This window comes from Planotetraspora mira (genome assembly GCF_016863275.1).
Taxonomy (GTDB): Bacteria; Actinomycetota; Actinomycetes; order Streptosporangiales; family Streptosporangiaceae; genus Planotetraspora; species Planotetraspora mira.
The window spans coordinates 201,398-227,635 of the sequence record NZ_BOOO01000016.1 but is presented as its reverse complement, the minus strand read 5'-3'; the positions used below and the strand labels follow the sequence as shown (position 1 = coordinate 227,635).

Here is a 26,238-nt window from a genome sequence, read left to right as displayed (position 1 = left end):
TGTGTGCGTTGTCGTCCTCCGAGTGGGGACAATCGGGCAAGGAGAACCGCTAGCGAACAGGGGGCGGGGCTATGGCGGTACTGACAAGCCGCTTCGCCGATGGTCTCGCCGTGGGCACCGACCTGGTGGAGGCCGCGGAGACCGCGATCCGCCAGGCTCTCGCCGGCCTGTCGGGTCCGCCCGACCTGGTGTGCTTCTTCATCTGCGGGGACGATCCCGAGGAGGTCGGCCGGGCCGGGCGGCGGGCGATGGGCATGGCGCCGGATGCCCACGTGATCGGGTGCAGCGCGACGGGAGTGATCGGTGATGCCAGAGGGGTCGAGCTCAAACCGGCCGTGAGCGCGTGGGCCGCTTCCCTCGGGGAGGCCAAGGTCACCACGTTCGCCCTGGAGACCCTCAGGACCAGCGACAGGTTCGTGGTCGTGGGTCTCCCGGAGCGGGGCCTCGACGACCGGGTCGCCATCCTGCTCGCCGATCCGTACAGCTTCCCGACCGATGCCTTCATCGAACACTCGAGCGAGGTGCTCGGCACCCTGCCGATCATCGGCGGGCTCGCCAACGGCATGCAGGGCCGAGGATCCGTACGGCTGTTCGCCGACGGGGAGGTCTACGACGAAGGCGCGATCGGCGTGCTCCTGAGCGGCCCGGTGAGCGTGGGAACCGTGGTCAGCCAGGGATGCCGCCCGATCGGCCCGACCATGGCCGTCACCCACGCCGAGGAGAACCTGCTGCTCGAGCTCGCCGGTCAGCCGGCACTCGCGCGGCTGGAGGACATCGTCACCGATCTGGACGAGGAGGACCGCGAGCTCGTCGCCTCGGGGTTACAGATCGGCGTCGCGATGGACGAGTACGCGGAGCGGCACGAGCGGGGCGACTTCCTCATCCGCGGGGTGCTCGGCATCGACCCTGAACGTGAGGCGGTCGCCGTCGGGGACGTGCTGGAGATCGGCAGGACCGTCCGCTTCCAGGTGAGGGACGCGGAGACCGCCGACGAGGACCTCTACGAGCTGCTCGACGCCCACCTGGAGAGGGTCGGGCGGGTCGACGGCGCGTTGCTGTTCTCCTGCAACGGCCGAGGTTCCGCGATGTTCGGGACTCCGGATCATGACGCTCTGGCCGTGCGGGATACGCTCGGTCCGATCGGCGTCGCGGGGTTCTTCGCCGCGGGGGAGGTGGGCCCCGTCGGCGGGCAGAACCACGTGCACGGCTTCACCGCCTCGATCCTGGTGTTCTCCTCCTCTCCCCCCGTAGGAGCGTGACGTGGCCGACCTGGTACTGGCCGTCGACATCGGCGGGACGAAGTTCGCCGCAGGACTGGTCGGGCCAGACGGAGAGCTCATCTCCTCCGAGCGTGTGGCGACTCCTCCCGGAGGTGACGCCGAGGCCCTGTGGGAGGCCCTGACCGGCCTCATCGACGGGCTCGGCTCGCCAGAGGACGTCGCGGGCGTCGGCATCGGCTCGGGCGGGCCGATGACCTGGCCGTCCGGCGAGGTCTCGCCGCTGAACATGCCCGGCTGGCGGGACTTCCCGCTCCGGGAGCGGCTCGCCGAGCGTTTTCCCGGCGTGCCGGTCCGCATCCACAACGACGCGGTCTGCCTGGCCATCGCCGAGCACTCGCACGGCGCGGGCCGCGGCTCCGACAACATGCTGGGCATGGTGGTCTCCACGGGCGTCGGCGGGGGGCTCATCCTCGGCGGCCGCCTGATCGACGGAGGCACGGGAAACGCCGGTCACATCGGGCACGTGGTCGTCGACCCGGACGGCCCGCCCTGCCGATGCGGCGGCAGAGGGTGCCTGGAGGCCGTCGCCCGCGGCCCGGGCCTCGCCGAGTGGGCCGTCTCGCAGGGCTGGACGCCCGGATCCCAGCCGCAGGGCGAGGGGCTCTACCAGGAGGCGGCCACCGCGAACGGCCGCCGGCTGGCCCTGGACGCGGCCGCGGGTGACCCGATCGCCTCCGCCGCGATGGTCAGGGCCGGGCGCGCCGTCGGCATCGCGATCGCCTCGGCCACCCACCTGTGCGACCTCGACGTCGTGACCGTCGGCGGCGGGCTCTCGCAGGCCGGGCCGCTCCTGTTCGGCCCCCTCGAAGAGGCACTCCGCGAGCACGCGCGCATGGAGTTCTCCTCGCGGGTCCGCGTGGTGCCCGCCATGCTCGGCCAGGACGCCGGACTCATCGGCGCCGCCGGGCTGATCCTCGCCGCCGATCGTTACTGGGCGCCCCGCTAACCTGTGTGACGGCTGGTCCGACGGGTGAAGGGCGACTCGCATGAGTCTCGGGGCATTAGCGGGAATCACGCTCGTGGCGTTGGGCATGGTCCTGACGCCCGGGCCGAACATGGTCTATCTGGTCTCGCGTTCGATCACGCAGGGACGGCGGGCGGGGCTGGTCTCCCTGACCGGTGTCGCCGTGGGCTTCCTCGCCTATCTGGCGGCCACCTGTTTCGGGCTGACGGCGGTGTTCGCCCTGGTCCCCGAGGCGTACGTCGCGATCAAGCTGGCCGGTGCGGGCTACCTGCTCTACCTGGCGTGGAAGACCCTCAAGCCGGGCGGCACGTCGGTCTTCCAGCCGAAGGCGCTCAAGCCGGACCCGCCCCGGAAGCTGTTCATGATGGGGCTCGTCACCAACCTGCTCAACCCCAAGGCGGCCGTGATGTACATGTCACTGCTGCCGCAGTTCATCGACCCCTCAGCGGGTGACGTGATGACGCAGAGTTTCCTGCTGGGGACCGTGCAGATCGTGATCAGCATGGCGGTCAACACGCTCATCGTGCTGACCGCGGGAAGTCTCGCGGCGTTCCTCGGCACGCGGCCGACCTGGCTGCGCTTCCAGCGGTACGTCATGGGCACCATGCTGGGCGCCTTCGCGCTCAAGCTCGCCACCGACCGTTCGCGGGCCGTGATCGCAACGCCGTAAGCGGCGCCGTACGAAAGGATGGGCGGCATGGCTGTCCCACAGATGACGTTCGACGACGTCGTCGCCGCGCGCGAGGTCCTCGACGACGTGATCGCGCACACTCCGGTGGTGCACTCGCGCGTCCTTTCCGAGACGGTCGGCGGGCCGGTCTATCTCAAGTGCGAGAACCTCCAGCGGGCCGGGTCGTTCAAGGTCCGGGGCGCCTACGTGCGCATCGCGCGGCTGACCGACGAGGAGCGGGCGCGCGGGGTCGTGGCCGCGAGCGCCGGCAACCACGCCCAGGGAGTGGCGCTCGGCTCCGGGCTGCTCGGTGCCAAGTCGACCGTCTACATGCCTGAGGGCGCGCCGCTGCCCAAGGTGGAGGCCACCCGGGCGTACGGCGCGGACGTCGTCTTCGCGGGGCACACGGTCGATGTGGCGCTGCAGGCGGCGCAGGAGCACGCGGAGAAGACCGGCGCGCTGTTCATCCACCCGTTTGACCACCCGGACATCGTCGCAGGTCAGGGCACGGTCGGCCTGGAGATCCTGGAGCAACTGCCGGAGGCGGCCACGATCGTGCTCCCGATCGGCGGTGGCGGCCTGGCCGCCGGCGTGGCGCTCGCGGTGAAGTCGCAACGGCCGGGGATCCGGGTGGTCGGCGTCCAGGCGGAACGGGCGGCCGCCTATCCGGAGTCGCTCGCGGCCGGGCATCCGGTGATGGTGGAGCCCGCGTCCACGATGGCGGACGGGATCGCGGTCGGGCGTCCGGGCGAGTTGCCGTTCGAGCTGATCCACTATCTGGTCGACAGGGTGGTGACGGTCTCCGAGGAGTCCCTGTCGCGTGCTCTCCTGCTGTGCCTGGAGCGCTCGAAGCTGGTCGTCGAGCCCGCGGGCGTCGCCGGGGTGGCGGCGCTGCTCGACCAACCGCACGCGTTCGAGCCGCCCGTCGTCGTGGTGCTCTCCGGCGGGAACATCGACCCCCTGCTGCTGGCCCGCGTGCTCAGGCACGGCCTCGCGGCGGCCGGGCGTTATCTCGCGTTCCGCATCCGGCTGACCGACCGTCCCGGCGCGCTCGCGTCGCTCCTCGGCAGGCTGGCGGACCTCGGCGTCAACGTGCTCGACGTGGTGCACGAACGGATGGGCGCCCGCCTCCACCTCGACGAGGTCGAGGTCCTGCTGCAGTTGGAGACCAGAGGGCCGGCGCACTGCGACGAGGTGCTGGGCGCGCTTAGGCGCGACGGGCACAAGCTGATCTTCTCCTGATCTCTCAGGTCGGCGCGGCCTCGCTCAGGTGGTCACCGCGGCATCGCTCAGGTCACCACGGCCTCGCTCAGGCCACCGCGGCGGGCCGCCTGGGCTGGAACAGCCACGCGTCGAAGAGGCCGGACAGATCCTTTCCGGACATCTGCTCGGCCAGGCCGACGAACTGCTCGGTGGTGGCGTTGCCGTACTGGTGGGAAGCGGTCCACTTCTTGATCAGAGCGAAGAAGGTCGCGTCGCCGATCTCCCTGCGCAGCGCGTGCAGGGTCATGGCCCCCCGCGTGTACACCGAGCCGTTGAACAGGTCGGCGCGCTGGGCCCGGCCCGGCGGGTAGCTCCACATGGAGTCGGCGGTCTTCGCGTAGTAGTTGCGGAAGACCGTGTCGGCCGTCGAGCCGCCCTCGTGCTCCGACCACAGCCACTCGGCGTAGGTGGCGAAGCCCTCGTTCAGCCACAGGTCCTTCCAGCGGGTGATGCTCACGCTGTCGCCGAACCACTGGTGGGCCAGTTCGTGGGCCATGACCCCCGAGTCCGGGGCGAACCCTCCGTAGATCGGCTTGGTCTGGTTCTCCAGCGCGTAGCCGGCGGCGTAGTCGTCCACCACGGCCCCGGTCGAGGAGAACGGGTAGGGGCCGAAGACGGTCGACCAGTAATCGGTGATCTGCCCGGTCTTCGTATAGAGGGTGTCCAGCGAGCCGTGGAACGCGGGGTCGACGGCCGCGTAGATGGGGGTGCCGGCGGCGCTCTCCCCCGTGCGCGTCTCGAACCTGCCGGTCGTCATCGTCGCGAGGTAGGAGGCCATCGGGTGCCTCTCCCGCCACACGAACGTGGTTCTGCCATCGCTCGTCACGGGCGTTCCGGCGAGTTCGCCGTTCGCGATCGCGGTGACCCCCGCGGGCACCGTGATCTCGAAGGCGTACGTGGCCTTGTCGGACGGGTGGTCGTTCGAGGGGAACCAGGTCTTGGCCCCGTTGGGCTCGCAGGTGACGAACGAGCCGTCCGGCGTCGCGATGAACCCGTAGGTCCCCAGGTTGGCGTAGTTGCGGATCGGATCGGGCACCCCGGCGTAGTCGACGGTGACGTCGAAACGCGCGTTCTTGGCGATCCGTGCCACCGGGGAGATCGTCAGCTCGTCGTCGCGCCGGCCGAACCGGGCGGCGGCGCCGTCGACGGTGACCTGGCTCACCGTGAGCCCGTGCAGGTCGAGGTCGAAGGCCGTCAGATCCTGTACGGCTCTCGCCCGCACGGTCGCGCTGCCCGACAGGCGCCTGGAACCGGGGTCGTAGGAGAGCTTGAGCCCGTAGTGCTCGACGTCGTAGCCGCCGTTGCCGTCCTCGGGGAAGTCGGGGTCGCCGATCCCGGAGGCTCCCTGGGTGCCGCTTCCCGGCGCCGCGCCGCCCACCGCGCCCTCGGAGGCGGAGCACGCCGCAGAGACGCCCGCGAGAGGCAGGGCGAGGGACAACGCGACCCCCAGCGACAGCGGTCGCAGGAGTCTTCTCATGGGGCGGCGCGGCGGGGTCGCCGAATGAAGAGCAGCCATATGTCGAGCCACCTTACGTGAGGTGGGTTCCCAGGTCAGGCACCGACGATCCGGCTTTTCCCCCGCCGCCCGCTACCGCATGATCTCTACAGGGTGCCTCGCAGGGCCTGCTCGCGCTCGATGGCCTCGAACAGCGCCTTGAAGTTGCCCTTGCCGAAGCCGAGTGACCCGTGGCGTTCGATCAGCTCGAAGAACACCGTGGGCCGGTCGACCACCGGCTTGGTGAAGATCTGCAGCAGGTAGCCGTCCTCGTCACGGTCGACCAGGACGCTGCGCCTCTTGAGCTCCTCCACGGGCACCCGCACATCGCCGATCCGCTCGCGAAGCTCGGGGTCGTCGTAGTAGGAGTCGGGCGTGGCCAGGAACTCCACCCCGGCCTTCCGCATGTGGTCCACGGTCGCCAGGATGTCGTTGGTGGCGAGCGCGATGTGCTGGACGCCCGCGCCGCCGTAGAACTCGAGGTACTCCTCGATCTGCGACTTCTTCTTGCCCTCCGCGGGCTCGTTCAACGGGAACTTGACCTTGCGCGTGCCGTCGGCCACGACCTTTGACATCAGCGCTGAGTACTCGGTGGCGATGTCGTCGCCGATGAACTCCGCCATCTTGGTGAAGCCCATGATCCGCTCGTAGAAGTCGACCCACTCGTCCATGCGCTCCACGTTGCCCACGCAGTGGTCGATCGCCTGGAAGACCCTGCCGTGCTTCACGTCGGGACCGGCCACGATCGGCTGGGCGGGGACGTAACCGGGCAGGTAGACGCCCTCGTAGTTGGACCTGTCCACGAAAGTGTGCCGGGTCTCGCCGTACGTGGCGATCGCCGAGATCACGACCTTGCCGTGGTCGTCCTCCACGACGTGCGGCTCCACGAGGCCCGTGGCCCCCCGCTCGAGGGCGTGCCGGTAGGCCGCGTCCGCGTCGGGCACCTCGATCGCGAGGTCGATGACGCCGTCACCGTGGTCCGCCACATGCTTGGCGAGCGCCGTGCCCGGGCGTACCGACCCACGCAGTTCGAAGCGCGCGGAACCGGAGACCAGGACGTACGCCACCTCGTCGGAGCTGCCCGTCTCGGGGCCCCGATAGGCCACCAGGCGCATGCCGAAGGCGGTCGAGTAGTAGTGCGCGGCCTGCTTCGCGTTGCCTACAGCGAAGACCACCGCGTCCATGCCGTTAACCGGAAAGACATCGTTCATGAGTCCACTGTCCGATGGGGTAGCCAAATTGTGCAAGAGTGAGATGTATTGATGGACAATTTGCGCAATTGCTAATCCCTGACGGAGGTAAACGTTGTGACGATTGATCAGCTGGACGCCCGGCTCATCTCGTTGCTGGCACAGGAGCCGCGGATCGGCGTGCTGGAGTGTTCCCGCCGGCTGAACGTGGCGAGGGGCACGGTGCAGGCGCGGCTCGACCGTCTGGCGGCCAGGGGCGTCATCGTGGGCTACGGGCCGCAGATCGACCCCGCGGCGCTGGGATACGACGTCACCGCCTTCGTGACGCTGCAGATCCGCCAGGTCAGCGGACACGTGCCGGTCGTGGACCGGCTCGCCCTGGTCCCGGAGGTGCTGGAGGTCCACACCATCACCGGCGGCGGCGACATGCTCTGCCGGGTGGTCGCCCGCAGCAACGCCGATCTCCAGCGGGTCATCGATCTCATCGTCGACGTCGAGGGCGTCGTACGGACCTCGTCGGTGATCGCTCTCGACACACCTGTCCCTTATCGGACCCTTCCATTGGTCGCCGCGGCGGGCACATAGGCCGGAACGCGGGCGGGAAAACCGCGCCGTACGCCAGTATGGGAATGGGCCAAGCATTGTTATCCATCGTTTACCGTGGATCCATCCGCCCAGCTCACGGGTGTAAGGGGACGTTTTGGGGGTAACGCGTGCACGGCGGCGAAGACGGTCGGGGGGACCGTGACAGCCGGAATTGGACCAAGCCGCTCGAAAGCGGCGAAGGGTCAATACCGGCCGAATGGGGGACCGTTCAGCGGGTCGTGAAGCGAAGGCGGAAGCGGCTGCTCCGGATCGTCCTCATCGCGGTGGCGGCGTTGGCGGGGGCGCTGATCGTCGCCGTCGGCGTCGTGTGGGCGCTGACGCCGATTCCGGACACGACCCAGGAACTGGCCACCGCGCAGGGCTCGGTGATCTACTACCGCGACGGCAAGTCCGTCCTCGCCAACGAGGGCGTCAACCGTAAGAACGTGCCGCTCAGTCAGGTCCCCACGATGGTGCGGAACGCGGTCATCGCCGCGGAGAACCGGACGTTTTACCAGGACAAAGGCGTCTCGCTCTCCGGAACCGCGCGCGCCATGTGGTCCACGCTCACCGGCCGCCAACTCCAGGGCGGCTCGACGATCACCCAGCAGATGGTCCGCAACTACTACAGCGGACTCGGGCAGGAACGCTCCATCGGGCGCAAGCTCAAGGAGATCATGATCGCCCTGAAGGTCGATCAGTCGAAGTCCAAGGACTGGGTGCTCGAGCAGTACCTCAACACGATCTACTTCGGCCGCGGCGCCTACGGCATCCAGGCCGCCTCGCTGGCGTACTTCAACAAGGACGTGCAGAACCTCACCCCGGCCGAGGGGGCGTATCTGGCGACGGTGATCCAGCAGCCCAGCCGGTTCGCCGACCCCAAGGGCGCCGACCTCGACGCGGCACGCTCCCGCTGGCACGCGGTCGTCGACGGCATGGTCGCCACCCGGGCGCTGACCTCCGCCGCCGCGGCCACCCAGGAGTTCCCCAAGCTCGCCGCGCAGAAGGCCCCGCTGTCCCTCGGAGGCCAGAACGGCTACATGCTCGCCCAGGTGCGGGCGGAGCTGAACCGGCTGGGCTACACCGACGAGGACATCAACCAGGGCGGCCTCAAGATCACCACGACCTTCGACAAGAAGCTCATGGCACTCGCGCAGACATCGGTGAAGGCGGTGCTGCCCAGCGACACGCCCAAGAGCGTCCGCACCGGTCTCGCCGCGGTCGACCCGGCCACCGGGGAGGTGGTCGCCTTCTACGGCGGCCGGTACGAGACCAACCAGTACGACAACGCGTTCTCCGCGAAGGTCCAGGCCGGCTCGACGTTCAAGCCCTACGCGCTCGCCGCGGCCCTGCAGGCGGGCTACGGCCTCGGCACCCGGGTGTACGGCAACTCGCCCCTGCGGGTCGACACGGCCGAGATCCCCAATTCCGAGAACAGGTCGTACGGCTCGGCCATCACGCTGGTGCAGGCCGCCCGTTACTCCGTCAACACCGCGTTCGTCGACCTCGGGCGACTGGTCGGCCTGGACAAGGTCGCGGCGGCGGCGGAGGCGGCGGGGATCCCGCCCGACCAACTCGTCAAGCAGAAGGACTTCCCCACCTTCCCGCTCGGCACTGCGTCGGTGAGCGCCGTCCAGCAGGCCTCCGGGTTCGCCACGTTCGCCGCGAAGGGCGTCCATCGCCAGGCACACGTGATCCGGGCGATCACCGACGCGAACGGGCAGACCAAGAAGATCACCGTCAGCGGGGTGCGGGCCTTCAGCGAGGCCACGGCCGCGGACACGACCTACGCGCTGGAGCAGGTCGTGACCGGGGGCACCGGCACCGCCGCCCGCCTCTACGACCGCCCCGTGGCGGGCAAGACCGGGACGACCGACGAGTCGGCCGCCGTGTGGTTCTCCGGGTACGTCCCCCAGTTGGCCGTGGCGGTCGACATGTTCCGCGACGACAACAAAGCGGTGACCGTGCCCGGCTACGGGGCGCTGTACGGCGGGACCCTGCCCGCCCAGGTCTGGAAGTACTTCATGAGCGCGGCCATGGAGGGCAAGCCGGTCAAGGAGTTCCCCGACCCCGTGTCCTGGGATCCCTATTACTACTGGGACGGGAACGGCGCGAGCGCGTCGCCCTCGCAGTCGCCGAGCACGGGCGTCACCCCGGTGCCCAGCCCGTCGGACAGCGGGGTGGTCACGCCGGGCCCCGGCGTCTCCACCGGCTCCACCGGCTCCACCGGCTCCAGCGGCCCGCCCGGTGACGGTGACGTCGGCGGAGGCGCCGGGGACGGAGGCCTGGGCGTGCCCGGCGACGGCAGGCCGCCTGACGCCGGAACCCCTGGTCAGCCACCGCCGCCGGTGGTGCCGACTCAGCCGGGCATCGGCTGACGGCCGGTCACGCCGACAACTGGGCGCGCAACTCCGCGGGAGTGGTGACCGGAGCCCGGCAGGCGAAGCCGCGGCACACGTAGGCCGCCGGCTCGCCGCCGACCAACCCGCGGCCTTCCAGCAGCGGGACGTCCGCGGTCCCCCCGGGCCCGAGCGCGACGACGAGGCCCGGCACGCCCGACATCAGGGCGGCCCGATGCAGGGCCTTCGTGCGCGGATCATCGGCGGGACCGACGACGGCCACCTCGACCGGACCGTTCAGCGTGCCCTCCGTCACCGCGAGGCCCCACCCGGCGAACCTGGCGTACTGGGCCGCCAGCACGGAGACGGTGCCGAGAGCCGCCTCGGCCGCCTCCCTGTGCCGGGCGGATCCGGTGAGCGCGGCATAGGACAGCAGCGCTCCCGCCGCGGCGAACTGACCGGACGGCGTGGCGTTGTCGGTCGGATCCTGCGGTCGCTGGAACAGCCGTTCGCCGTCGTCGGGGGAGTCGAAGAAGCCGCCCGAGCCGTCGGGGAACCGCGCGAGCAACGTCTCCAGCAGGCCGCCCGCGCGATGGAACCAGCGCGTCTCCCCGGTCACGCCGAAGAGCACGAGGAACCCCTCCGCCACGTTCGCGTAGTCCTCGAGCACGCCCGCGTTGGCGCCGGCCCGCCCGTCACGCGAGGTCCGTCGCAGCCGCACCGGTCCCTCCACGGCGGAGCCCCCGGACGCGTCCACGAGGGCGTCCTGCGCGCCGTGCAGGTCGTCGAGCAGTACGGCGGCCGCCCGCGCGGCCTCCACCAGATCGGGACGGTCGAACAGGGCGCCGGCCTCGGCGAGGGCCGACACGGCCAGGCCGTTCCAGGAGGCGACGACCTTGTCGTCCCGCCCCGGCCGCGGCCGTTGCTCACGGGCCGCGAGCAGTGCCGTACGGACCCGGTCGAACCGGGCGTCGTCATCGGGGTCGGCGAGAAGCTGGAGCACGGACATGCCGTGCTCGAACGTGCCGGTCACCTCGAAGAGCGATGTGGCCCAGGCTCCGTCGTCGTCACCGAGCACGTCACGGAGCTGCTCGGGGGTCCAGACGTAGAACAGGCCCTCTCCGTGTGAGCCGTCGGAGCCCGCGCTGTCGGCGTCCAGGGCCGAGGCGAAGCCTCCCTCGGGCGTGCGCATCTCGCGCAGCAGCCAGTCGGCGGTCTCCAGAGCGATCCGCCGGGCGAGCACCGACCCGGTGGAGCGCCACCAGTGCGTGTAGACCCGCAGGAGCAGGGCGTTGTCGTAGAGCATCTTCTCGAAGTGGGGGATCACCCAGTCGGCGTCCACCGAGTAGCGCGCGAAGCCTCCGGCGAGCTGGTCGTAGATGCCGCCCCTGGCCATGGCGTCCATCGTCTTGCCGGCCATGGCGAGGGCGTCGGAGGTGCCGTGCCTGAGGAGGAACTCCAGGACCATGGACGGGGGGAACTTGGGCGCGCCGCCGAAGCCTCCCCTGCGCGGATCGAAGCTCTCGGCGAGGTTGCGGACCGCGGCCTCCAGCACCGGAGCCGCGGGGAGCCTCCCCGAGGGGAGCCCCGCGCGCTCGTTGAGCGCCGCGACCACGTTCGCCCCCTGCGCGACGACGGCCTCCCTGTCCTCGCTCCAGGCCTGGGAGACGCCCCGCAGAAGCTGCTGGAAGCGGGCACGCGGGAAGTAGGTGCCCGCGTAGAACGGAGCCCCCTCGGGGGTGGCGAAGACGGTCATGGGCCAGCCGCCCTGTCCGGTCATCGCCTGCGTGGCGCCCATGTAGACGGCGTCGACGTCGGGCCGCTCCTCGCGGTCGACCTTGATGTTGACGAACAGCTCGTTCATGAGCCCGGCCGTCGCGGGGTCCTCGAAGGACTCGTGCGCCATGACGTGGCACCAGTGGCAGGCGGAGTAGCCGACGCTGATCAGCAGAGGGACGCCGCGGGTGCGGGCCTCCTTGAACGCCTCGTCGCCCCAGGGGAACCAGTCGACCGGGTTGTCGGCGTGTTGGAGCAGGTAAGGCGAGGTAGCGCCGCCAAGCCGGTTCATAGATCCACCTTCTCACACCGCGACGAGCGAAGGCCCCTGGTCCCGGAGGAGGTCAGGTCGTCGACAGGGCCTCCGTCGGGGTGAGCCGGGCGGCCCGGATCGACGGGTAGACACCGGCGATCATGCCGATCGCGACGGCGCCGCCCAGACCGCTGATGAGAGCGCCGTACGGAATGACGACCGGCCAATGCTGATAGCCGGCGTAGCCGACGGTGGCCAGGACGCCGAGGAGCGTTCCGGTCAGCCCGCCGAGACCCGACAGGACGACGGACTCGGTGAGGAACTGGCCGCGGATCTGGCCGCGGTTCGCGCCGAGCGCCCGCCGGAGGCCGATCTCGCGGTGTCGTTCGAGGACCGAGATGACCATGGTGTTGGCCACCCCGATGCCGCCGACGAGGAGCGCGACCCCGGCCAGTCCCAGGAACAGCGCGGAGAACGTGTTCTGGGCGGCGCGCTTCGCGGCGAGCGCGTCGGACGGCCGGCTGACCTGGACCATTCCGGGAAGCTGCGGATTGATGGTCGCGGCGAGGACGCCGCGGACGGCCTCCAAGCGGGACTCGCGCGTCTGGAGATAGATGACGGTGGGGTGACCGTCGAACCGGAGTTGGGTGCGGGCCGCGTCCCAGCCGACCAGCACGGATCGGTCGATGTCCGGTGAGAGCGGCGTGACCTCCAGGATTCCGATGACGGTGAACCAGCGGTGGCCGATGTAGATCTGCGGCGGGGACTCATCCGGCCGGATCTCGGCGAACCCCAGCCGGGTCGCGGCGACCGAACCCAGCACGGCGGTGGGGAAACGTTCGGTCGCCGCGTCGAGGAACCGGCCGGACCGCACCCGGGCGTTGATGGCTTGCGGCAGGTTCGTCTTGCTGGCCAGCACGGCGAGACCGGCGAAGTCGTCGGTGCCGTTCCGGTCGGAGCGGCTGACCTCCGCGTGGGTGTTGGCGACGGCGCTGGCAAGCGTGACCGGTCCGATTCTGGCCACCATGTCCACCGACTCCGGCGGCAGCTGTACGGGCGGCTCGACGTCCGGGACCGCCGTGGCCTGCAGGACGTTGGTCCCGAGCTTGCTCAGCTCGTCCATCAGCGCACGTTCGCTGGACGCGGGGACGCCGGTGACGATGATCATCGTGGCGATCCCGATGGCGATGCCGAGGGCCGAGAGGGCGGCGCGGGCCGGACGGGTCCGGACTCCCAGCAGTCCGAGCCCCAGCAGGTCCAGCGGGGCGAGCCGGACCGGGCGGGTACCGGCATCGAGGGAGGCGTGATCGTTCATGCGGATCGCCCCGGACGTGTGTCGGCGATGATGCGGCCGTCGAGGACTTCGACCCGGCGGGGGAGCCGGGCGGCGATGTCCCGGTCATGCGTGATGATCGCGATCGTGGTGCCCTCGCGGTTCAGCCTCGTCAACAGATCCAGTACGGCGTGGCCGTTCGCGGTGTCCAGAGCGCCGGTCGGCTCGTCGGCGAGGACCACGGCCGGCTGATTGACCAGCGCACGCGCGATCGCGACCCGCTGCCGCTCGCCGCCGGAGAGCCGGCCGGGCAGGTGGTCGACGCGATCGGCCAGCCCGACCCGGTCGAGCGCCTCCAGCGCCATCGGGCGGCGCTTACGGCGGGGCACGCCGGCGTAGAGCAGCCCGGTGGCCACGTTCTCCGCCGCGCTGAGCCCGTCGGTCAGGTGGAACTGCTGGAACACGAAGCCCAGCCAACGGCCGCGCAGTGCCGAAACCCTGCGGTCCGGCAGGTCGCGGATGTCCTGCCCGCCGATCTCCACGGTGCCGCCGGTCGGCCGGTCGAGAGTCCCCATGATGTTGAGGAGCGTGGATTTCCCGGATCCGGACGGACCCACGATGCCGACCAGTTCGCCGGCCTCGATGGTCAGCGACACGCCGTCGAGGGCCCGCACGCCACCGGGGTAGGCCATCACCGCGTCGCGGACGGCGAGAACCGGGCTCATGACGTCGTCACCACCCGCGTGCCCTCGGCGATGCCGGTCCCACGGATCTCGACCATGCCTTTGACGAACAGGCCGGTGGTGACCGCGACCAGGTCGCCTCCGTCGGTCTGGAGGCCGTAGCCGCCTTCGCTCAAGGCCAGCAGCGCGCCGACCGGGACCGCGAGGACTCCGCGCCTGACCTCGCCGGTGAACTCCACCTGCACGGGCGCGGCGTCCAGGCGCCGCACCTTGGCCGGATCGTCGATCCTCACGGTCGCGGTCAGCTCCGGCTGGTCGTTCGGACCGGCGCCGCCCTGCGGGGTCTCGGCGATTCTGCCGACGCTCGTCACGGTGCCGCGAGTGGTGGCGCCGTCCGGCAGGGTGACCGTCGCCTTGCCCGCCGATCGGATCGACTCCGCTTCAAGGGGCTGCGCCTGGACGGTCACGACCTTCGTGGTCGGCGTGACCGACACCACCGGAGCGGCGGCCTCGTCGCCGAGGTGGGCCGTGACCGCGCCGACCCGGACCTTGTGCGGCAGCACGACCACGTCCCCGGCGTCGAGCACACCCGACGGGGGCAGACCCGCCTTGCCCTGCCAGCGCCGGATCGCGCCGATCAGCGACGTGGTGAGCACCGCGTCGCCCTTCCTGACCTTGACCGGCGTCGTCTGCGGTGGCGGCGAGGCGTTCCCCGGTTCCGAGCCGGTGGCGTCCGGTTGCACAGTCGTGGCGCCGGCCGCCGGGGGAGACGAGTGGCCGCCGCCTGCCGGCCGTGTGACCGTGGCGCCGACCGCCGGCTGTGGGCCGATGTCGTACCCGAGTGCCCTCAGGTTGTCGGCCACCACCTTCACGTCCCGCCCCACGATTCCGGGGGTGTCGAGACGGCGGAACAGCGGCGTTCCGCCGTAGAACAGGACGACGGGCCTGTCGTCCACGCGGAACAGTTGCCTGCCCCGCGACACGACCGCACCGGACTTCGGCAACCACGTGACCCGTCCGCCGCCACCCGCGACCGGCCGCTCGACGCCATACCCGAGCGCGCCCGGCAGCGTCGTCGTGGCGGCCAGGTCGGTACGGGTGACCGCCACGGTGTGCACCGTGCCGCCGCCCGTCCTCGGTCCGGCCGGCTCGTCACCGGCGCTGCGGAGCAGCAGGATCCCCGCGACGGCGGCGCCCAGGGCCACGACGGCGGCGACGGCCGTCAGCCGCCGTGCACTGCTACTTCCCACCGAACGCCTCGGCCTCGCACTCGTCGGAGATCCTGAAGGCCTCCTCGGTCATTCGACTGTCGTCGTCGAACTGGAACCCGCCCCCCTTGGCGGGCGACACCTTCATGCCCTTGGACCGCATGCATTCGATCCACGCTCTGAACCGGTCCTGGTACTCACTCGGATCGGTGCGGGCCAGCCGGTCCTTGTAGTCCTCCGGCTGCTTGGGCGCGCACGCTTCGCGTTGCGGCGCGTACTTCGGGCCGCCGTCGTCCATCGGCTTCAGGTGGCCGTTCTGGTTCAGCGTCGGAATGCCCTCGTCCCTCAGACAGCCGTAGTAGAGCTGCCACAGCCGATTGAACTCCTCATCGGACGTGTCGGCCCGGATCAGCGGCCGTTCGGCGGAGGCGGAGGCGGAGGCGTGGGCGACGGGGTCGGCCGCGCCGCTCGGTGCGGCCGATCTGGGGATCGAGGCGACAGCCGGGTCCTCGGCGGTGCCGGAGTGGCCGCCGCACGCCGCGAGCAGGCACATGGCCGCCGCCACGACGAGCGCGAGGCGGTTCTGGACGCCCGGCCGGCGAATCACAGGAGACATGCCGGTGAGAATTTCGGACAGATGTGAAGAATTTGTCAGGATTCGCGAACCGCTTCTACTGTGATGCGGTGGTCACGCGGGTCCTCATCGCAGAGGACAACGAGTTGCATGCCGAGGTGCTCCGTCGCTATCTGGAGCAGGACGGCCACTCGACCACGATCGTGCGCGACGGGCAGGCCGCGATCGACGAGGTACGCCGGAACCGGCCCGATCTCGTCGTCCTGGACGTGATGATGCCCGGGACCGACGGCCTGGAGGTGTGCCGCGTGCTGCGGCGCGAGTCGGACGTGCTCGTGCTGATGCTGACCGCCCGCTCGACCGAGGACGACCTGCTGCTCGGTCTGGAACTCGGCGCCGACGACTACCTCACCAAGCCCTACAGCCCGCGCGAACTGGTGGCCCGGATCCGTACCCTGCTGCGCCGGGTCGGGCGGCCGCCGGTCGCCGACGACGGCGTGTTCCGGGTCGGCGAGTTGACGGTCGACCCCGCGCGCCGCGAGGTCCGCGCCGGCGGCCGGCTCGTCGAGTGCACTCCCGGCGAGTTCGAGATGCTCGCCGCGATGGCGGCCCACCCGGGTCGCGTGTTCACCCGTCAGCAACTGCTGGAGCGGGCCGGCAACGTCGATCGGCACAGCACCGAGCGGACCGTCGACGTGCACATCCGCAATCTCCGTAAGAAGATCGAGCCCGACCCGGGCCGGCCGGCCCGCCTGCTGACGGTGTTCGGTGTCGGATACAAGATCAGTGGCGCTCGGATCGGCCGGGTGCATGGCGCGTAACGTGCCGTTGCGCCGGAGCCTGTTGCTCCGGCTCGTCGTCACGTCCGTCCTGATCGCCGGGTGTTCCATCGCGGCGGCCGCGTGGCTGGCCGTGCAGAGCACCACCCGGGCCTTCCAGCAGGAACAGGGCCGAGCCCTGACCGACGACGCCTACGTCTACGACGTCCTGGTCGGATACGCCGCCACGCATCCGTCCTGGGACGGCGTCGGGGGCGTGGTCGAGGATCTGGCGCGGCGGACCGGCAGGCAGATCATCCTGGCCTCGCAGGACAGGGCGCGCGTCGCGGCGTCCGCAGGCGCCCCGCGGACGCTGCCGGACAAGGCGTCCGTGGTGATCGATCCACTGGAGACCGATCCCGCGCTGCAGCCCGGCACGACCGACCGGGTCGACCCGCGCGTGGTCGGCCCCTACCGGCTCACCGCGGAAGAACGCAGGCAGCAGAAGGTCGTCGCGGGCAAGATCCGGGACTGCATCCGGTACGAGGGGTATCCCGCCCAGATCTCCGAGAGCCCGGGCGGACGTTTCACCGTCGAGGTCGCCGGCAAAGCGCCGGACACGACCATGACGAGCGGCTGCGGAGCCCAGGAGCTCACCGAGCTCACCCCCACCGAGCAGCGGGCCTTCAACCAGCTGAACGGCCTGGCCAACGCCTGCCTGCGACGGAAGGGCCTTCCCGCGGTCGGGCTGACGGGCTCGTTCGCCCGGCAGCACAGCCTCATCGACGCCCGCTCCGACATTCCCCAGGTGCAGGCGTGCCTCGACGCCGCCCGGCGCGAGCAACTGGATCCCTACGTGGCGCCGGCCGGTCTGCTGTTCGTGCTCAGCCCCGGCGGCACAGAACAAACCAGGTTCAACCTTTCTCCCGCCAACGTCGCCAGGATCACCGGTGTCACCGCCCTGGTGCTGGCCGTCACGGTCGCGGTGACCGCCCTCGTCGCGGCCCGTCTGGTACGCCCGCTGCGGGCGCTGACCGCGGCGGCGCAACATCCCGACGGAACGTTCGGCCGGGTGCCGGTGACCGGCCGGGACGAGATCGGCGTGCTGGCCGCGGCGCTCACCGGCCTCACCGAGCGCAGGGAGCGGGCCGATGCGCAGCGAAAGGTCATGGTCAGCGACATCGCGCACGAACTCCGCACGCCGCTCACGAACATCAGGAGCTGGCTGGAGGCTGTCGAGGACGGCCTGGCCACGCCCGCCTCGGACCCGGCGCTGGCCGCCACCTTGCTGCGCGAGGCTCGTCAGTTGCAGGACATCATCGACGACCTGCAGGACCTCGCCGTCGCCGACGCGGACGGGCTGACGCTGCACCCGGAACGGATCCGCGTCGCCGACCTGCTCGACCACGTCGTCACCGCGCACGGCGGAAGCGCCGAGTCGGCCGGTGTCACGCTGGCCACCCGTACCGACGGCGACCCCGAACTGGTCGCCGACCCGATGCGGCTGAGGCAGGCCGTCGGCAACCTGGTTTCCAACGCTGTGCGGCACACCCCCGAGGACGGCCACGTCACCGTGTACGGCCGTGCCAGCGACGGACACGTCGAGATCGGCGTCGCCGACACCGGGAACGGCATCGCCGCCGAGCACCTGCCGCACGTCTTCGACCGATTCTGGCGTGCCGACCGGTCACGGTCGCGGGAGACCGGGGGAAGCGGGCTGGGACTCGCCATCGTCCGGCAGATCGCGGAGGCGCACGGGGGGACGGTCACTGTCACCAGCACCCTCGGAGAGGGGTCGACGTTCACGTTGCGGCTTCCGATGCGACGCCCGCCCGCCGACGCCCCCTGACCGGTGTTCGTCTCACCCGTCGCGTCCTCGGGCCGCCTCCTCTGGCTGGTGAGCGTCCGCGACGTGCCCGGGCGGGCGGCACCCTCGTGGCCAGGGAAAACAACGAGCAGATCATTCCGTTACTAGGGCAAGGAACCGCCACGAACGCGGCGGGGATGTGTTCCGGCCCCGTCCAGCGTAGGCTCACGGGGCGTGAGCTTGGATCTGGACTTCGCTGTCAGGCATTCGGGGCGGCAGGCGGCGGCGCTGACGCGGCGCGACGTGGCCCGCGTGCTACTGGCCGTGCCCTCGGGGCAGGCCCTGGTCTCCCTGTCCGACCTGCGCAAGGAGCTGCTGGCGGCGGGCAACCCGCTCTCCGTCGTCTTCTGGGACTCGGCCAGGGCGATCCTGTCCAGGATCGAGTCCGGAGCGGCCACGGTGGGGGACGTCCAGCGCTGGCTGGAGTCCAGCGGGACCGAGCCGATCCTGCTCACTCGCAGTTACTTCGTGTGGCCGGAGGAGAGCGAGCGCGGCCCCATCGCCACCGAGATGTACGAGCGCATGGTGGCGTTCCTGGAGGAGCGGGTGGACGCCGGCGAGATCGACGCCGACGCGCTGGCCTCCGCGGACCAGGACGCGCGCCACGCCTACGAGGAGTTGCAGGAGCGCTGGCTCACGACGCCTCTGCCCGACGGGCGGGTTCCGAACGTCGTGGTCAGCGACGAGCAGGACCAGGAGTTGTTCGCCGCGTGGGACGAGGAGGAGGCGTTCGCGCTCAGCGAGTTGCGCCGCGTGCTCGAGGACCTGCCCGAACCTCCGCTCCCCACACATGACCTCCGGTCCGCCGCCGGGCGGTTGCGCGTCACGCTGACCCAGCAGGGCTATCCCGGCAACATCCTGCGGGCCTGCGCGGGTCTCGAGGAGGGCCTTCTGCCCGAGCGCGACGAGGATCTGTGGCTCGCCGTCGCGGCCGGGATCGCCGCCCCGATCTCCGATCTCCCCGACGAGGAGGACGCGGCCCGCTTCTTCGACATGGAGGGGGAGCTGAGCCACGAGGACTCGATCCTGGCCTCCCTGTGCGCGATCCACCACGCGGACTGGCTGGCGGTGGTGATCACCCTGGCCCGGTACGGCCCGGGAGTGCTCGCCTCACCGGAGCGGATCGCCCGGTTCATCGCCGACTCGGAGGACATCGACGTCGAGCCCGACGACCCGGAGGACCTCGAGGCCACCGAGATGCTCTTCACGGCCGTGACGCCGCTGTGGGCTCACCTCGGCATCGTGGACAAGGCGGAGGTGCTCACGCCGCTGGGCTGGTGGGGGCTGCCCAAGGCGCTGGAGCGGGCCTGGTCGGCGGAGTGACCTGAGGCAGGTCAGTCCGCCGACTTGACGGTCTCGCGGTAGGCGTCGTCGACGAGGTCGAGATACTCGGGGTGACGCCCGATGTAGCCGGCCACGAACGGGCAGATGGGCACGACCTTCAGACCCGCCTCCCGAGCCTGGTCGAGCGCGGCGGACACGAGCTTGCCGCCGAGTCCCTTGCCCTCGAACTCGTCGCGGATCACCGTATGAGTGAAGACGATCTTGCCAGGTCGGCGCCGGTATTCCGCGAATCCGGCGACCTGGCCGTCGACCAGGATCTCGTAGCGCGCCTTTTCGGCGTCGTCCACGACCTCGGTCACTCGTCTCCCCCGTCCTGGCGGTTCTCGAGCCGGTCGTCGGGGCCGTTGATCTTGGCGAACTTCCTGTTCATCGACTTGATGAGGAAGAACAGGGCGACGCCGATGGCGGCGACGACCATGAAGGCGAGGATCCCGGGGCCGACGTTGGTGTAGTCGGGTGTGACGTTCACGGCTCCAGCTTACGAGCAGGCAGGGGAGACCCCCGCGTGGATCCCCGTGAACAGGTCGTCCTCGGGGAGCGAGGTGTCCACCAGCGAGCGGGCCAGGTGGTAGTCCTCGGTCGGCCAGGCCTCCTGCTGGATGTCGATCGGGCACACGAACCAGAACCCGTCGGGGTCGACCTGCGTCGCGTGCGCCATCAGGGCGCGGTCACGCGTCTCGAAGTAGTCGGCGCACGGCACCCGGGTGGTGATGTCCCACTTCTGCGGGCGGTCCTCCCAGCGCGAGATCCAGTCGGCGTACGGCGAGCCCATCCCGCGCTCGTTCATGATCGCGTGCAGCGCCTCGAACCGCTCCTTGGTGAAGCCCATGTGGTAGTAGAGCTTCAGCGGCTGCCACGGCTCCCCGGTGCCGGGGTAGCGGTCCGGATCGCCGGCGGCCTCGAACGCCTCCACCGACACCCGGTTGGTCATGATGTGGTCGGGGTGCGGGTAGCCGCCGTTGTCGTCATACGTCAAGATCACATGCGGACGGAACTCGCGGATCGCCGCCACGAGCGGCCGCGATGCCACGTCGAGCGGCTGGAGCGCGAAGCATCCCTCAGGAAGCGGCTCGTTCTCGTCCTCGGGGAGGCCCGAGTCGACGAAGCCGAGGAAACTCTGCTCGACGCCGAGGATCTCCCGGGCGGCGGCCATCTCCAGACGGCGCACCTCGCCCATGTTCTCAAGGATCTCCGGGCGGTCCATCTTCGGATTGAGGATCGACCCTCGTTCGCCGCCCGTGCAGGTGATCACAAGCACCTCCACGCCCTCGGCGACGTAGCGGGCCATCGTGGCCGCGCCCTTGCTCGACTCGTCGTCTGGGTGCGCGTGAACGGCCATCAGCCTCAGCGGTGCACTCACGGCTCTCCTCAAGTGTCCTGGTAGCTCCCAGGAGAGGTTAGCTTCTAATTGGCCGGGTGCTTCGGATTCGCCGCCCGGCCGCGACCCCGAACAACCCTCCAGGGACAATTGATTCGCACAACGCCGAAAGACCAGGGGGAGATTCCGCCATGCCGAGCGACGAGGCCGCCAGCGGCCCGGAGGGTCAGGTGCCCGGACCCATCCTCGGCACGCCGGACGAGTTCCAGCCCCGCCCGGCCACGCCCCGGCGGTTCCTGGCGTACGTCGTCATCGGCGCCGTCGTCGCCCTGATGGCCGGAGGCTGGGGATACGTCATGGTGGCGTTCAAGGGCAATCCGGAGGTGAGCGCCGAGGTCATCACCTTCGACGCGAGCGCCCCGGCGTCCGCGCGGATCACCTTCTCCGTGCACAAGCCCGCGGACCGTGCGGCGACCTGCCGGTTGCGCGCGGTCGACACCCAGCACGTCGAGGTCGGCAGCCGCGAGATCGACGTCCCGCGCGGCGAATCGGACATCGCTTTCACCGAGACACTGAAGACCACTGCCCAGGCCACGGCAGTCCACGTCCAGTACTGCAATCTCGTATAGTGGATTCTTTGGGGAAGCGTTCGAAGGCGTTAACTTCCTAGCCTTCCGAGTCACTTACTGGAACAAGGAGAACCCGTGGCCGTCTCCCAGAACGAGAACGTCACCTGGCTGACGCAGGAGGCGTACGACCGCCTCAAGGAGGAGTACGAGTACCTTTCTGGCCCGGGTCGCACCGACATCGCCAAGAAGATCGAAGCCGCCCGGGAAGAGGGCGACCTCAAGGAGAACGGCGGCTACCACGCCGCCAAGGACGAGCAGGGCAAGATGGAGGCCCGAATCTTCCACCTCCGTCAGATCCTCGACAGCGCGAAGGTCGGCGAGGCTCCCCGCGCCGAGGGTGTCGTCGGTCCCGGCATGACCGTGACGGTGCGTTTCGCCGGCGACGAAGAGGAGGTCACCTTCCTCCTGGCCTCCCGCGAGGAGAGCGGCGCACCCATCGACGTGTACTCGCCGAAGTCCCCCCTCGGGGCCGCCATCAACGGCAAGAAGATCGGCGAGAAGGCCAGCTACACCCTGCCGAACGGCCGGCAGAACACTGTGGAGATCCTCGAGGCCGTGCCCTACATCGGCAACTAGGGCCGTAGAGAACGTCTCACCCACATGCCGGGAGTCTCGCGGTAAAGGATTGCGAGATTCCCGGCTGTACGGCAGGCTCGGGGATGGACCGGGCCTTTAATGCCGAAAGGGGTGAGATCGTGCTCGATGGTCGAGCGCGGCTCACCAAGGTCGTTTCCGAGGTCCGTCAGGACCTCGCCTTCCGTCCCCGGATGCCCCGGCGGGACCCTCGTCGCCGGATCCAGAACCTGCGCAGGACGGTGCCGTTCATCGCCGCGCTGCTGGCCTCCGTGCTGATCCTGGACGTCGTGGTCCTGGCCGAACTGACCGGCAGGGAGCCCGACAAGGCGGCCTTCCGGCAGCAGACGCAGCCCGTTCGGGATCCGGGCGGGTTCGTCGCCGCCTCAGCGGGGCCCACAGCGACCCCGGCGCCGGTGGTGGCTCCGCTCAAGAAGCCGATCCGAGCACACCTGCTCGTGGTGGCCGACCAGCCCCTTCCGCCGGAGGACGTGGCGGAGGTGCGTGACCAGAAGGGCGTGACCGGCACCGAGGTCGTCGACGCCGCCGAGGTGCGGATGGACGGCAAGCGGGTCCAGACCATGGGCGTCGACCCCTCGACGTTCCGGCCGTACGCGCCGAAGTCGACCGCCGAGTCGGACGCGCTCTGGGCCAACATCGCCGCCGGTGACATGGCCGTCTCGTTCGACCTCGGTCAGGACGGCGGCCTCAAGCTCGGCTCCACGGTAGACGGAGGCGGCCGCCAGTTACGGGTCGGGGCCTACGCCACCGTGGGGATGGGATCGATCTCGGCCGTCGTGTCCCGGCAGACCGCCAGGTCGCTGGGCATCCCCACCGGGAACGCCCTCGTCGTCAGTGCGCCGAAGGCCGACTCACGGGCGCTGCGGGCCAAGCTGTTGAAGCTCCTGCCCAAGGGCAGCCAGGTGGCGACCATCAACCCGGTGGTCGTCGAGCGGCGTGGCCGTACGGCGTGGCCGACGACGGCGTTCATGTCCACGGATCAGATCCAGGTCGCTTTGCAGGCGGCGCAGGCCAAGCTGGGCCGGCCGTACGTGTGGGGCGCGGAGGGGCCGGACAGCTTCGACTGCTCGGGGCTCGTGCAGTGGGCCTTCGGCCAGGCGGGCGTCAGTATGCCGAGGGTCGCGGCCCAGCAGTGGGCGACCGGGCCGCGGATCCCGCTCTCGCAGGCGCGGCCGGGCGACCTGATCTTCTGGCGCAACGACCCCACGAACCCCGGTTACATCTCGCACGTGGCGATCTACTGGGGCGACGGCAAGATGCTGGTGGCGCCGCACACGGGTGACGTCGTCAAGTTCCAGGCGGTCTACACGAAGAACCTGGCGGGCGTCGTCCGGGTGAGCCCGGCGGTCGCCAGGGGCGTGCGCTGACGGCTCAGATCGGGAGCCCCGCCTCGAGATAGCCGAGGGACTCGTCGATGAGGTCTGGCAGCGATGTGGCGCCCTCCTGCTCGACCCAGGAGAAGATCGCGGGCAACATCGCCCCCATGACGGCCCCCACGAAGGTCCGTACGGCGGGGCTGTCCTGATCGGCGCCGGACCGCTCGGCGACGGCCTGCGCGAGGCCGTCGATGGTGGAGAACAGGCCTTCCGCCGTCCGCACGCGCACCGCGGGAACGCTGAGGGACAGCTTGAGCCGGAAGAGGGTCTGCTCCAGCTCCTCCGGCGAGAGCTCGTCGAGGGCCGTCCGGAACGCGGCCCGGACCGCCGGCAGCGGAGACAGGTCCGCCGGCTGCCGGACGATCGCGGCGATGAGCAGGGGGTCGTAGTCGTCCTGGATGACCACGTCCTCCTTGGTGGGGAAGTAACGGAAGAACGTGCTCGGGGAGATCTCGGCCGCCTCCGCGATCTGCTCGACCGTCGTGGCCTCGTAACCGCGCTCGGCGAACAGCCGCAGAGCCTGCTCCTGGATCGTCCGCCGGGTCTTGGCCTTCTTCCGCTCACGAAGGCTCGTGGCCACGCTTTCCGAAGAGTCCGGGTTCCGATCAACGCGCGACGGTGAGCTCATGCTCCGATTCTGCCGTCTCACCGGCCTTCGGATTACGGCGCGGCAGGAAGATCGCCATGAGGACCGCGGCCACCAGCGCCGTCAGCCCGCAGGCGAGCAGGACCTGGTCCATCCCGCCGACGAACGCCTCCCTGGCGGCCCGCAGGAGGACGCCGTCGCCGACGGCCAGGGCGCCGGTGATCGAGTCCTTCGCCGCCTCGGGGGCTCCGGCCGGGAGGCCGCCCACGTAGGCCGCCGACAGCAGGCTCCCGAGCACGGCCACGCCCAGTGTGCCGCCGACCTGGCGCATGGTCTGCAACGTCGCCGATCCGGAGCCTGAGCGCTCCTCGGGCAGCGTGGCCAGCACGCCGTCCATGGCGGGGACCATGGCGAGCCCCACGCCCACGCCGACGACGGACAGCCAGAAGGCGATGTAGCCGTAGCCCGTCGTCACCTCGGTCATCGCGCCCAGACCGAAGCCCGCGGTCAGCACCATCAGGCCGGCGGCCATCATCGCCCGGAGTCCGAACCTCCGCATCAGCCGCTCACCGGCCAGGCCGCCGGCCATGAGCCCGGCGACCATGGGAAGCACGCGGAGTCCGGTGCCGAAGGCGTCGTGCCCGAGCACGGCCTGCAGATCCTGCGGGACGACGAACAGGACGCCCGTCATGCCGAGGCTGATGAAGGTCGCACCGATCGCGCCCCAGATGAACACGCGGTTGCGGAACAGCCCGAGGTCGATCATGGGCTGACGCGTGCGGGTCTCCACCAGGACGAAGGTCCCGAGAAGGACGACCCCCGCCGCGAGCGCGGTCACCACCCCGGCGTCGCCCCAGCCGTCCGCGGGCGCCTGGATGATTCCGTACACGAGCGCGCCCAGACCGGACACGGACAGCAGGCTTCCCCAGACGTCCAGCCGGGGGGCCGAGGGATCGCGCGACTCGGGGACCAGCACGGCCGCCGCCACGAAGGCGACGATCACGATGGGGATGTTGATCAGGAAGATCGAGCCCCACCAGAAGTGATCGAGCAGGTAGCCGCCCACGATCGGCCCGAGAGGCAGGCCGAGGGCCATCGCCGCGGTGAAGGCCGCGATGGCCCGGCCGCGCTCCGCCGGGGGAAAGAGCACCGGCAGCATCGACGTGGACAGCGGCATGATCACTGCGGCGCCCGCCCCCATGAGCGCACGCGAGGCGATCAGGGCGCCCGTGCCGTCGGCCGTCGTCGCGATCACCGAGGCGACGCCGAAGGCGGCGAGGCCACCCAGGAGCAGGCGCTTTCGGCCGAACCGGTCGCCGAACGCGCCCGCGGGGAGCATCAGGGCCGCGAACGGCACCATGTACGCGTCGACGATCCATTGCAGGTCGCCGGTGCTCGCGCCGAGATCGGCGGCGAGCGTGGGGAGGGCCACATTGAGGACGGTCGCGTCGAGTCCGATGACCAGCACGCTGAGCACGAGCGCGCCGAGCGCCCACCAGCGAGAAGTGAGAGTAGCCATAATTTGATAGTAGCTATCAAAAGATAGTTGCTGTCAACGCTTGGTTCCTGAAGGGGGGAGTTGTAATCTTCATTACATGGATGCAGAAGAACAATTGAGGGGCTGGTTCGCGGGGCGCCTCCCCGACGAATGGTTCTCCGAACGGCCCAGAATCGTGCTGGACCGCGAGGAGATCACGGTCATCGGCACCCTCCCGCCGCTCACCGTGGTGGAGGGCCTGCCCGACGTGGAACGGGCCGCGGCGGCCGAGGGGTACGTCGAGCGGTTCCGTGAGGAGACCCGCGAACGCCGGATGGACATCGCCCGCGAGGCGGAGCACCGCTTCCGCAGGAAGGTCTCCTGGGGGGTGACGGTCGACGGTGAGACAGTGATGTTCACCACTCTCTCCGTGCCGGTCATGACCCGGCTCAGGCAGGCCGAGCGGCAGGTGCTCGACACCCTGGTCGCCGCGGGTGTGGCGCGCAGTCGAAGCGACGCGCTGGCCTGGTGCGTCAGGCTCGTCGGCAAGCACACCGACACATGGCTCGCTGACCTGCGCGATGCCCTCCAGCACGTGGACCGCGTCCGTTCGGAAGGCCCCGGTCTGGTGGACTGAACCAATTGGCCGATAGGCCTAGACCATTCATATTGGCCTATACCAATGTGTAAGTCGCGGGAGGCGGGTAAGGAGAACGGGACGTTTCTTCGGAAGTGG

Annotated in this window: 25 protein-coding genes; 13 read left to right on the top strand and 12 right to left on the bottom strand. The window is 70.2% G+C overall.

What is annotated here, in order from left to right:
* Positions 1–71 precede the first annotated feature (71 nt).
* From Pmi06nite_RS16075 to ilvA, 4 genes are read left to right on the top strand one after another with little or no spacing between them, the layout of a single operon-like run.
* Entirely contained in the window at positions 72–1,259 is a 1,188-nt protein-coding gene (locus tag Pmi06nite_RS16075; protein ID WP_203953785.1) for an FIST signal transduction protein, read from the top strand.
* 1 nt (position 1,260) lies between these two features.
* Positions 1,261–2,226 carry an ROK family protein gene (locus tag Pmi06nite_RS16070; protein ID WP_203953784.1) on the top strand — a complete coding sequence of 322 codons (966 nt, stop codon included), beginning with the start codon at positions 1,261–1,263 and terminating at the stop codon, positions 2,224–2,226.
* Between the two features lie 40 nt (positions 2,227–2,266).
* Positions 2,267–2,914: a LysE family translocator gene (locus Pmi06nite_RS16065; protein ID WP_203953783.1), complete on the top strand. Its 648-nt coding sequence runs from the start codon at positions 2,267–2,269 to the stop codon at positions 2,912–2,914.
* Between the two features lie 27 nt (positions 2,915–2,941).
* A complete protein-coding gene (ilvA, locus tag Pmi06nite_RS16060) occupies positions 2,942–4,156 on the top strand; it encodes a threonine ammonia-lyase (protein ID WP_203953782.1) in 1,215 nt (404 codons plus the stop codon).
* A 67-nt stretch (positions 4,157–4,223) separates the two neighbouring features.
* On the opposite strand, the gene Pmi06nite_RS16055 is transcribed toward ilvA, so the two are convergent.
* Together Pmi06nite_RS16055 and hppD are read right to left on the bottom strand one after the other, a co-directional pair.
* Positions 4,224–5,693: a M1 family metallopeptidase gene (locus Pmi06nite_RS16055; protein WP_239113947.1), complete on the bottom strand. Its 1,470-nt coding sequence runs from the start codon at positions 5,691–5,693 to the stop codon at positions 4,224–4,226.
* A gap of 86 nt (positions 5,694–5,779) precedes the next feature.
* Positions 5,780–6,883, bottom strand: a complete 1,104-nt coding sequence (hppD, locus tag Pmi06nite_RS16050) for a 4-hydroxyphenylpyruvate dioxygenase (RefSeq protein ID WP_203953781.1) — start codon at positions 6,881–6,883, stop codon at positions 5,780–5,782.
* A gap of 96 nt (positions 6,884–6,979) precedes the next feature.
* Here hppD and Pmi06nite_RS16045 point away from each other — a divergent pair, with 96 nt between their 5' ends.
* Together Pmi06nite_RS16045 and Pmi06nite_RS16040 are read left to right on the top strand one after the other, a co-directional pair.
* On the top strand, positions 6,980–7,447 hold the full coding sequence (locus tag Pmi06nite_RS16045) for an Lrp/AsnC family transcriptional regulator (RefSeq protein WP_203953780.1): 468 nt from the start codon (positions 6,980–6,982) through the stop codon (positions 7,445–7,447).
* 239 nt (positions 7,448–7,686) lie between these two features.
* A complete protein-coding gene (locus Pmi06nite_RS16040) occupies positions 7,687–9,825 on the top strand; it encodes a transglycosylase domain-containing protein (RefSeq protein WP_203953779.1) in 2,139 nt (712 codons plus the stop codon).
* Positions 9,826–9,832: 7 nt separating this feature from the next.
* Here Pmi06nite_RS16040 and Pmi06nite_RS16035 read toward each other — a convergent pair whose 3' ends face one another.
* From Pmi06nite_RS16035 to Pmi06nite_RS16015, 5 genes are read right to left on the bottom strand one after another with little or no spacing between them, the layout of a single operon-like run.
* Positions 9,833–11,854: a thioredoxin domain-containing protein gene (locus tag Pmi06nite_RS16035; RefSeq protein ID WP_203953778.1), complete on the bottom strand. Its 2,022-nt coding sequence runs from the start codon at positions 11,852–11,854 to the stop codon at positions 9,833–9,835.
* A 52-nt stretch (positions 11,855–11,906) separates the two neighbouring features.
* On the bottom strand, positions 11,907–13,130 hold the full coding sequence (locus Pmi06nite_RS16030; RefSeq protein ID WP_203953777.1) for an ABC transporter permease: 1,224 nt from the start codon (positions 13,128–13,130) through the stop codon (positions 11,907–11,909).
* A complete protein-coding gene (locus Pmi06nite_RS16025) occupies positions 13,127–13,813 on the bottom strand; it encodes an ABC transporter ATP-binding protein (RefSeq protein WP_203953776.1) in 687 nt (228 codons plus the stop codon). The genes Pmi06nite_RS16030 and Pmi06nite_RS16025 overlap by 4 nt, the downstream gene beginning before the upstream one ends.
* Positions 13,810–15,021, bottom strand: a complete 1,212-nt coding sequence (locus Pmi06nite_RS16020; protein WP_203953775.1) for an efflux RND transporter periplasmic adaptor subunit — start codon at positions 15,019–15,021, stop codon at positions 13,810–13,812. Before Pmi06nite_RS16020 ends, Pmi06nite_RS16025 begins: the two co-directional genes overlap by 4 nt.
* Positions 15,011–15,595: a hypothetical protein gene (locus Pmi06nite_RS16015; RefSeq protein ID WP_203953774.1), complete on the bottom strand. Its 585-nt coding sequence runs from the start codon at positions 15,593–15,595 to the stop codon at positions 15,011–15,013. The genes Pmi06nite_RS16020 and Pmi06nite_RS16015 overlap by 11 nt, the downstream gene beginning before the upstream one ends.
* Positions 15,596–15,663: 68 nt before the next feature.
* Between Pmi06nite_RS16015 and Pmi06nite_RS16010 the strand changes: the two genes are divergently transcribed.
* The 3 genes from Pmi06nite_RS16010 (at position 15,664) to Pmi06nite_RS16000 (ending at position 19,501) form a co-directional block, all read left to right on the top strand.
* Positions 15,664–16,374: a response regulator transcription factor gene (locus tag Pmi06nite_RS16010; RefSeq protein ID WP_203953773.1), complete on the top strand. Its 711-nt coding sequence runs from the start codon at positions 15,664–15,666 to the stop codon at positions 16,372–16,374.
* Positions 16,364–18,160 carry a sensor histidine kinase gene (locus tag Pmi06nite_RS16005; RefSeq protein ID WP_239113946.1) on the top strand — a complete coding sequence of 599 codons (1,797 nt, stop codon included), beginning with the start codon at positions 16,364–16,366 and terminating at the stop codon, positions 18,158–18,160. Before Pmi06nite_RS16010 ends, Pmi06nite_RS16005 begins: the two co-directional genes overlap by 11 nt.
* A gap of 192 nt (positions 18,161–18,352) precedes the next feature.
* Positions 18,353–19,501 carry a hypothetical protein gene (locus Pmi06nite_RS16000; RefSeq protein WP_239113945.1) on the top strand — a complete coding sequence of 383 codons (1,149 nt, stop codon included), beginning with the start codon at positions 18,353–18,355 and terminating at the stop codon, positions 19,499–19,501.
* 11 nt (positions 19,502–19,512) lie between these two features.
* Here Pmi06nite_RS16000 and Pmi06nite_RS15995 read toward each other — a convergent pair whose 3' ends face one another.
* From Pmi06nite_RS15995 to mca, 3 genes are read right to left on the bottom strand one after another with little or no spacing between them, the layout of a single operon-like run.
* Positions 19,513–19,821 carry a GNAT family N-acetyltransferase gene (locus Pmi06nite_RS15995; protein ID WP_203953772.1) on the bottom strand — a complete coding sequence of 103 codons (309 nt, stop codon included), beginning with the start codon at positions 19,819–19,821 and terminating at the stop codon, positions 19,513–19,515.
* Positions 19,818–19,991, bottom strand: coding sequence for a hypothetical protein (locus tag Pmi06nite_RS15990; protein ID WP_203953771.1), 174 nt, complete (start codon positions 19,989–19,991; stop codon positions 19,818–19,820). Before Pmi06nite_RS15990 ends, Pmi06nite_RS15995 begins: the two co-directional genes overlap by 4 nt.
* 9 nt (positions 19,992–20,000) lie before the next feature.
* Positions 20,001–20,882, bottom strand: coding sequence for a mycothiol conjugate amidase Mca (gene mca, locus Pmi06nite_RS15985; protein WP_239113944.1), 882 nt, complete (start codon positions 20,880–20,882; stop codon positions 20,001–20,003).
* 149 nt (positions 20,883–21,031) lie between these two features.
* On the opposite strand from mca, the gene Pmi06nite_RS15980 reads away from it, so the two are divergent.
* The 3 genes from Pmi06nite_RS15980 to Pmi06nite_RS15970 all read left to right on the top strand — a co-directional run bounded on the left by Pmi06nite_RS15980 (position 21,032) and on the right by Pmi06nite_RS15970 (position 23,430).
* Positions 21,032–21,469: a DUF4307 domain-containing protein gene (locus Pmi06nite_RS15980; RefSeq protein WP_203953770.1), complete on the top strand. Its 438-nt coding sequence runs from the start codon at positions 21,032–21,034 to the stop codon at positions 21,467–21,469.
* A 75-nt stretch (positions 21,470–21,544) separates the two neighbouring features.
* Positions 21,545–22,045, top strand: coding sequence for a transcription elongation factor GreA (gene greA / locus Pmi06nite_RS15975; RefSeq protein ID WP_203953769.1), 501 nt, complete (start codon positions 21,545–21,547; stop codon positions 22,043–22,045).
* Between the two features lie 119 nt (positions 22,046–22,164).
* Positions 22,165–23,430 carry a C40 family peptidase gene (locus Pmi06nite_RS15970; protein ID WP_239113943.1) on the top strand — a complete coding sequence of 422 codons (1,266 nt, stop codon included), beginning with the start codon at positions 22,165–22,167 and terminating at the stop codon, positions 23,428–23,430.
* A gap of 4 nt (positions 23,431–23,434) precedes the next feature.
* Here the strand turns inward: Pmi06nite_RS15970 and Pmi06nite_RS15965 are convergent, their stop codons facing one another.
* Entirely contained in the window at positions 23,435–24,019 is a 585-nt protein-coding gene (locus Pmi06nite_RS15965; RefSeq protein ID WP_239113942.1) for an acyl-CoA-like ligand-binding transcription factor, read from the bottom strand.
* Between the two features lie 25 nt (positions 24,020–24,044).
* Positions 24,045–25,544: a DHA2 family efflux MFS transporter permease subunit gene (locus Pmi06nite_RS15960; RefSeq protein WP_203953766.1), complete on the bottom strand. Its 1,500-nt coding sequence runs from the start codon at positions 25,542–25,544 to the stop codon at positions 24,045–24,047.
* Between the two features lie 76 nt (positions 25,545–25,620).
* On the opposite strand from Pmi06nite_RS15960, the gene abmR reads away from it, so the two are divergent.
* Positions 25,621–26,139 carry an ATP-binding transcription factor AbmR gene (gene abmR, locus Pmi06nite_RS15955; RefSeq protein WP_203953765.1) on the top strand — a complete coding sequence of 173 codons (519 nt, stop codon included), beginning with the start codon at positions 25,621–25,623 and terminating at the stop codon, positions 26,137–26,139.
* Positions 26,140–26,238 lie beyond the last annotated feature (99 nt).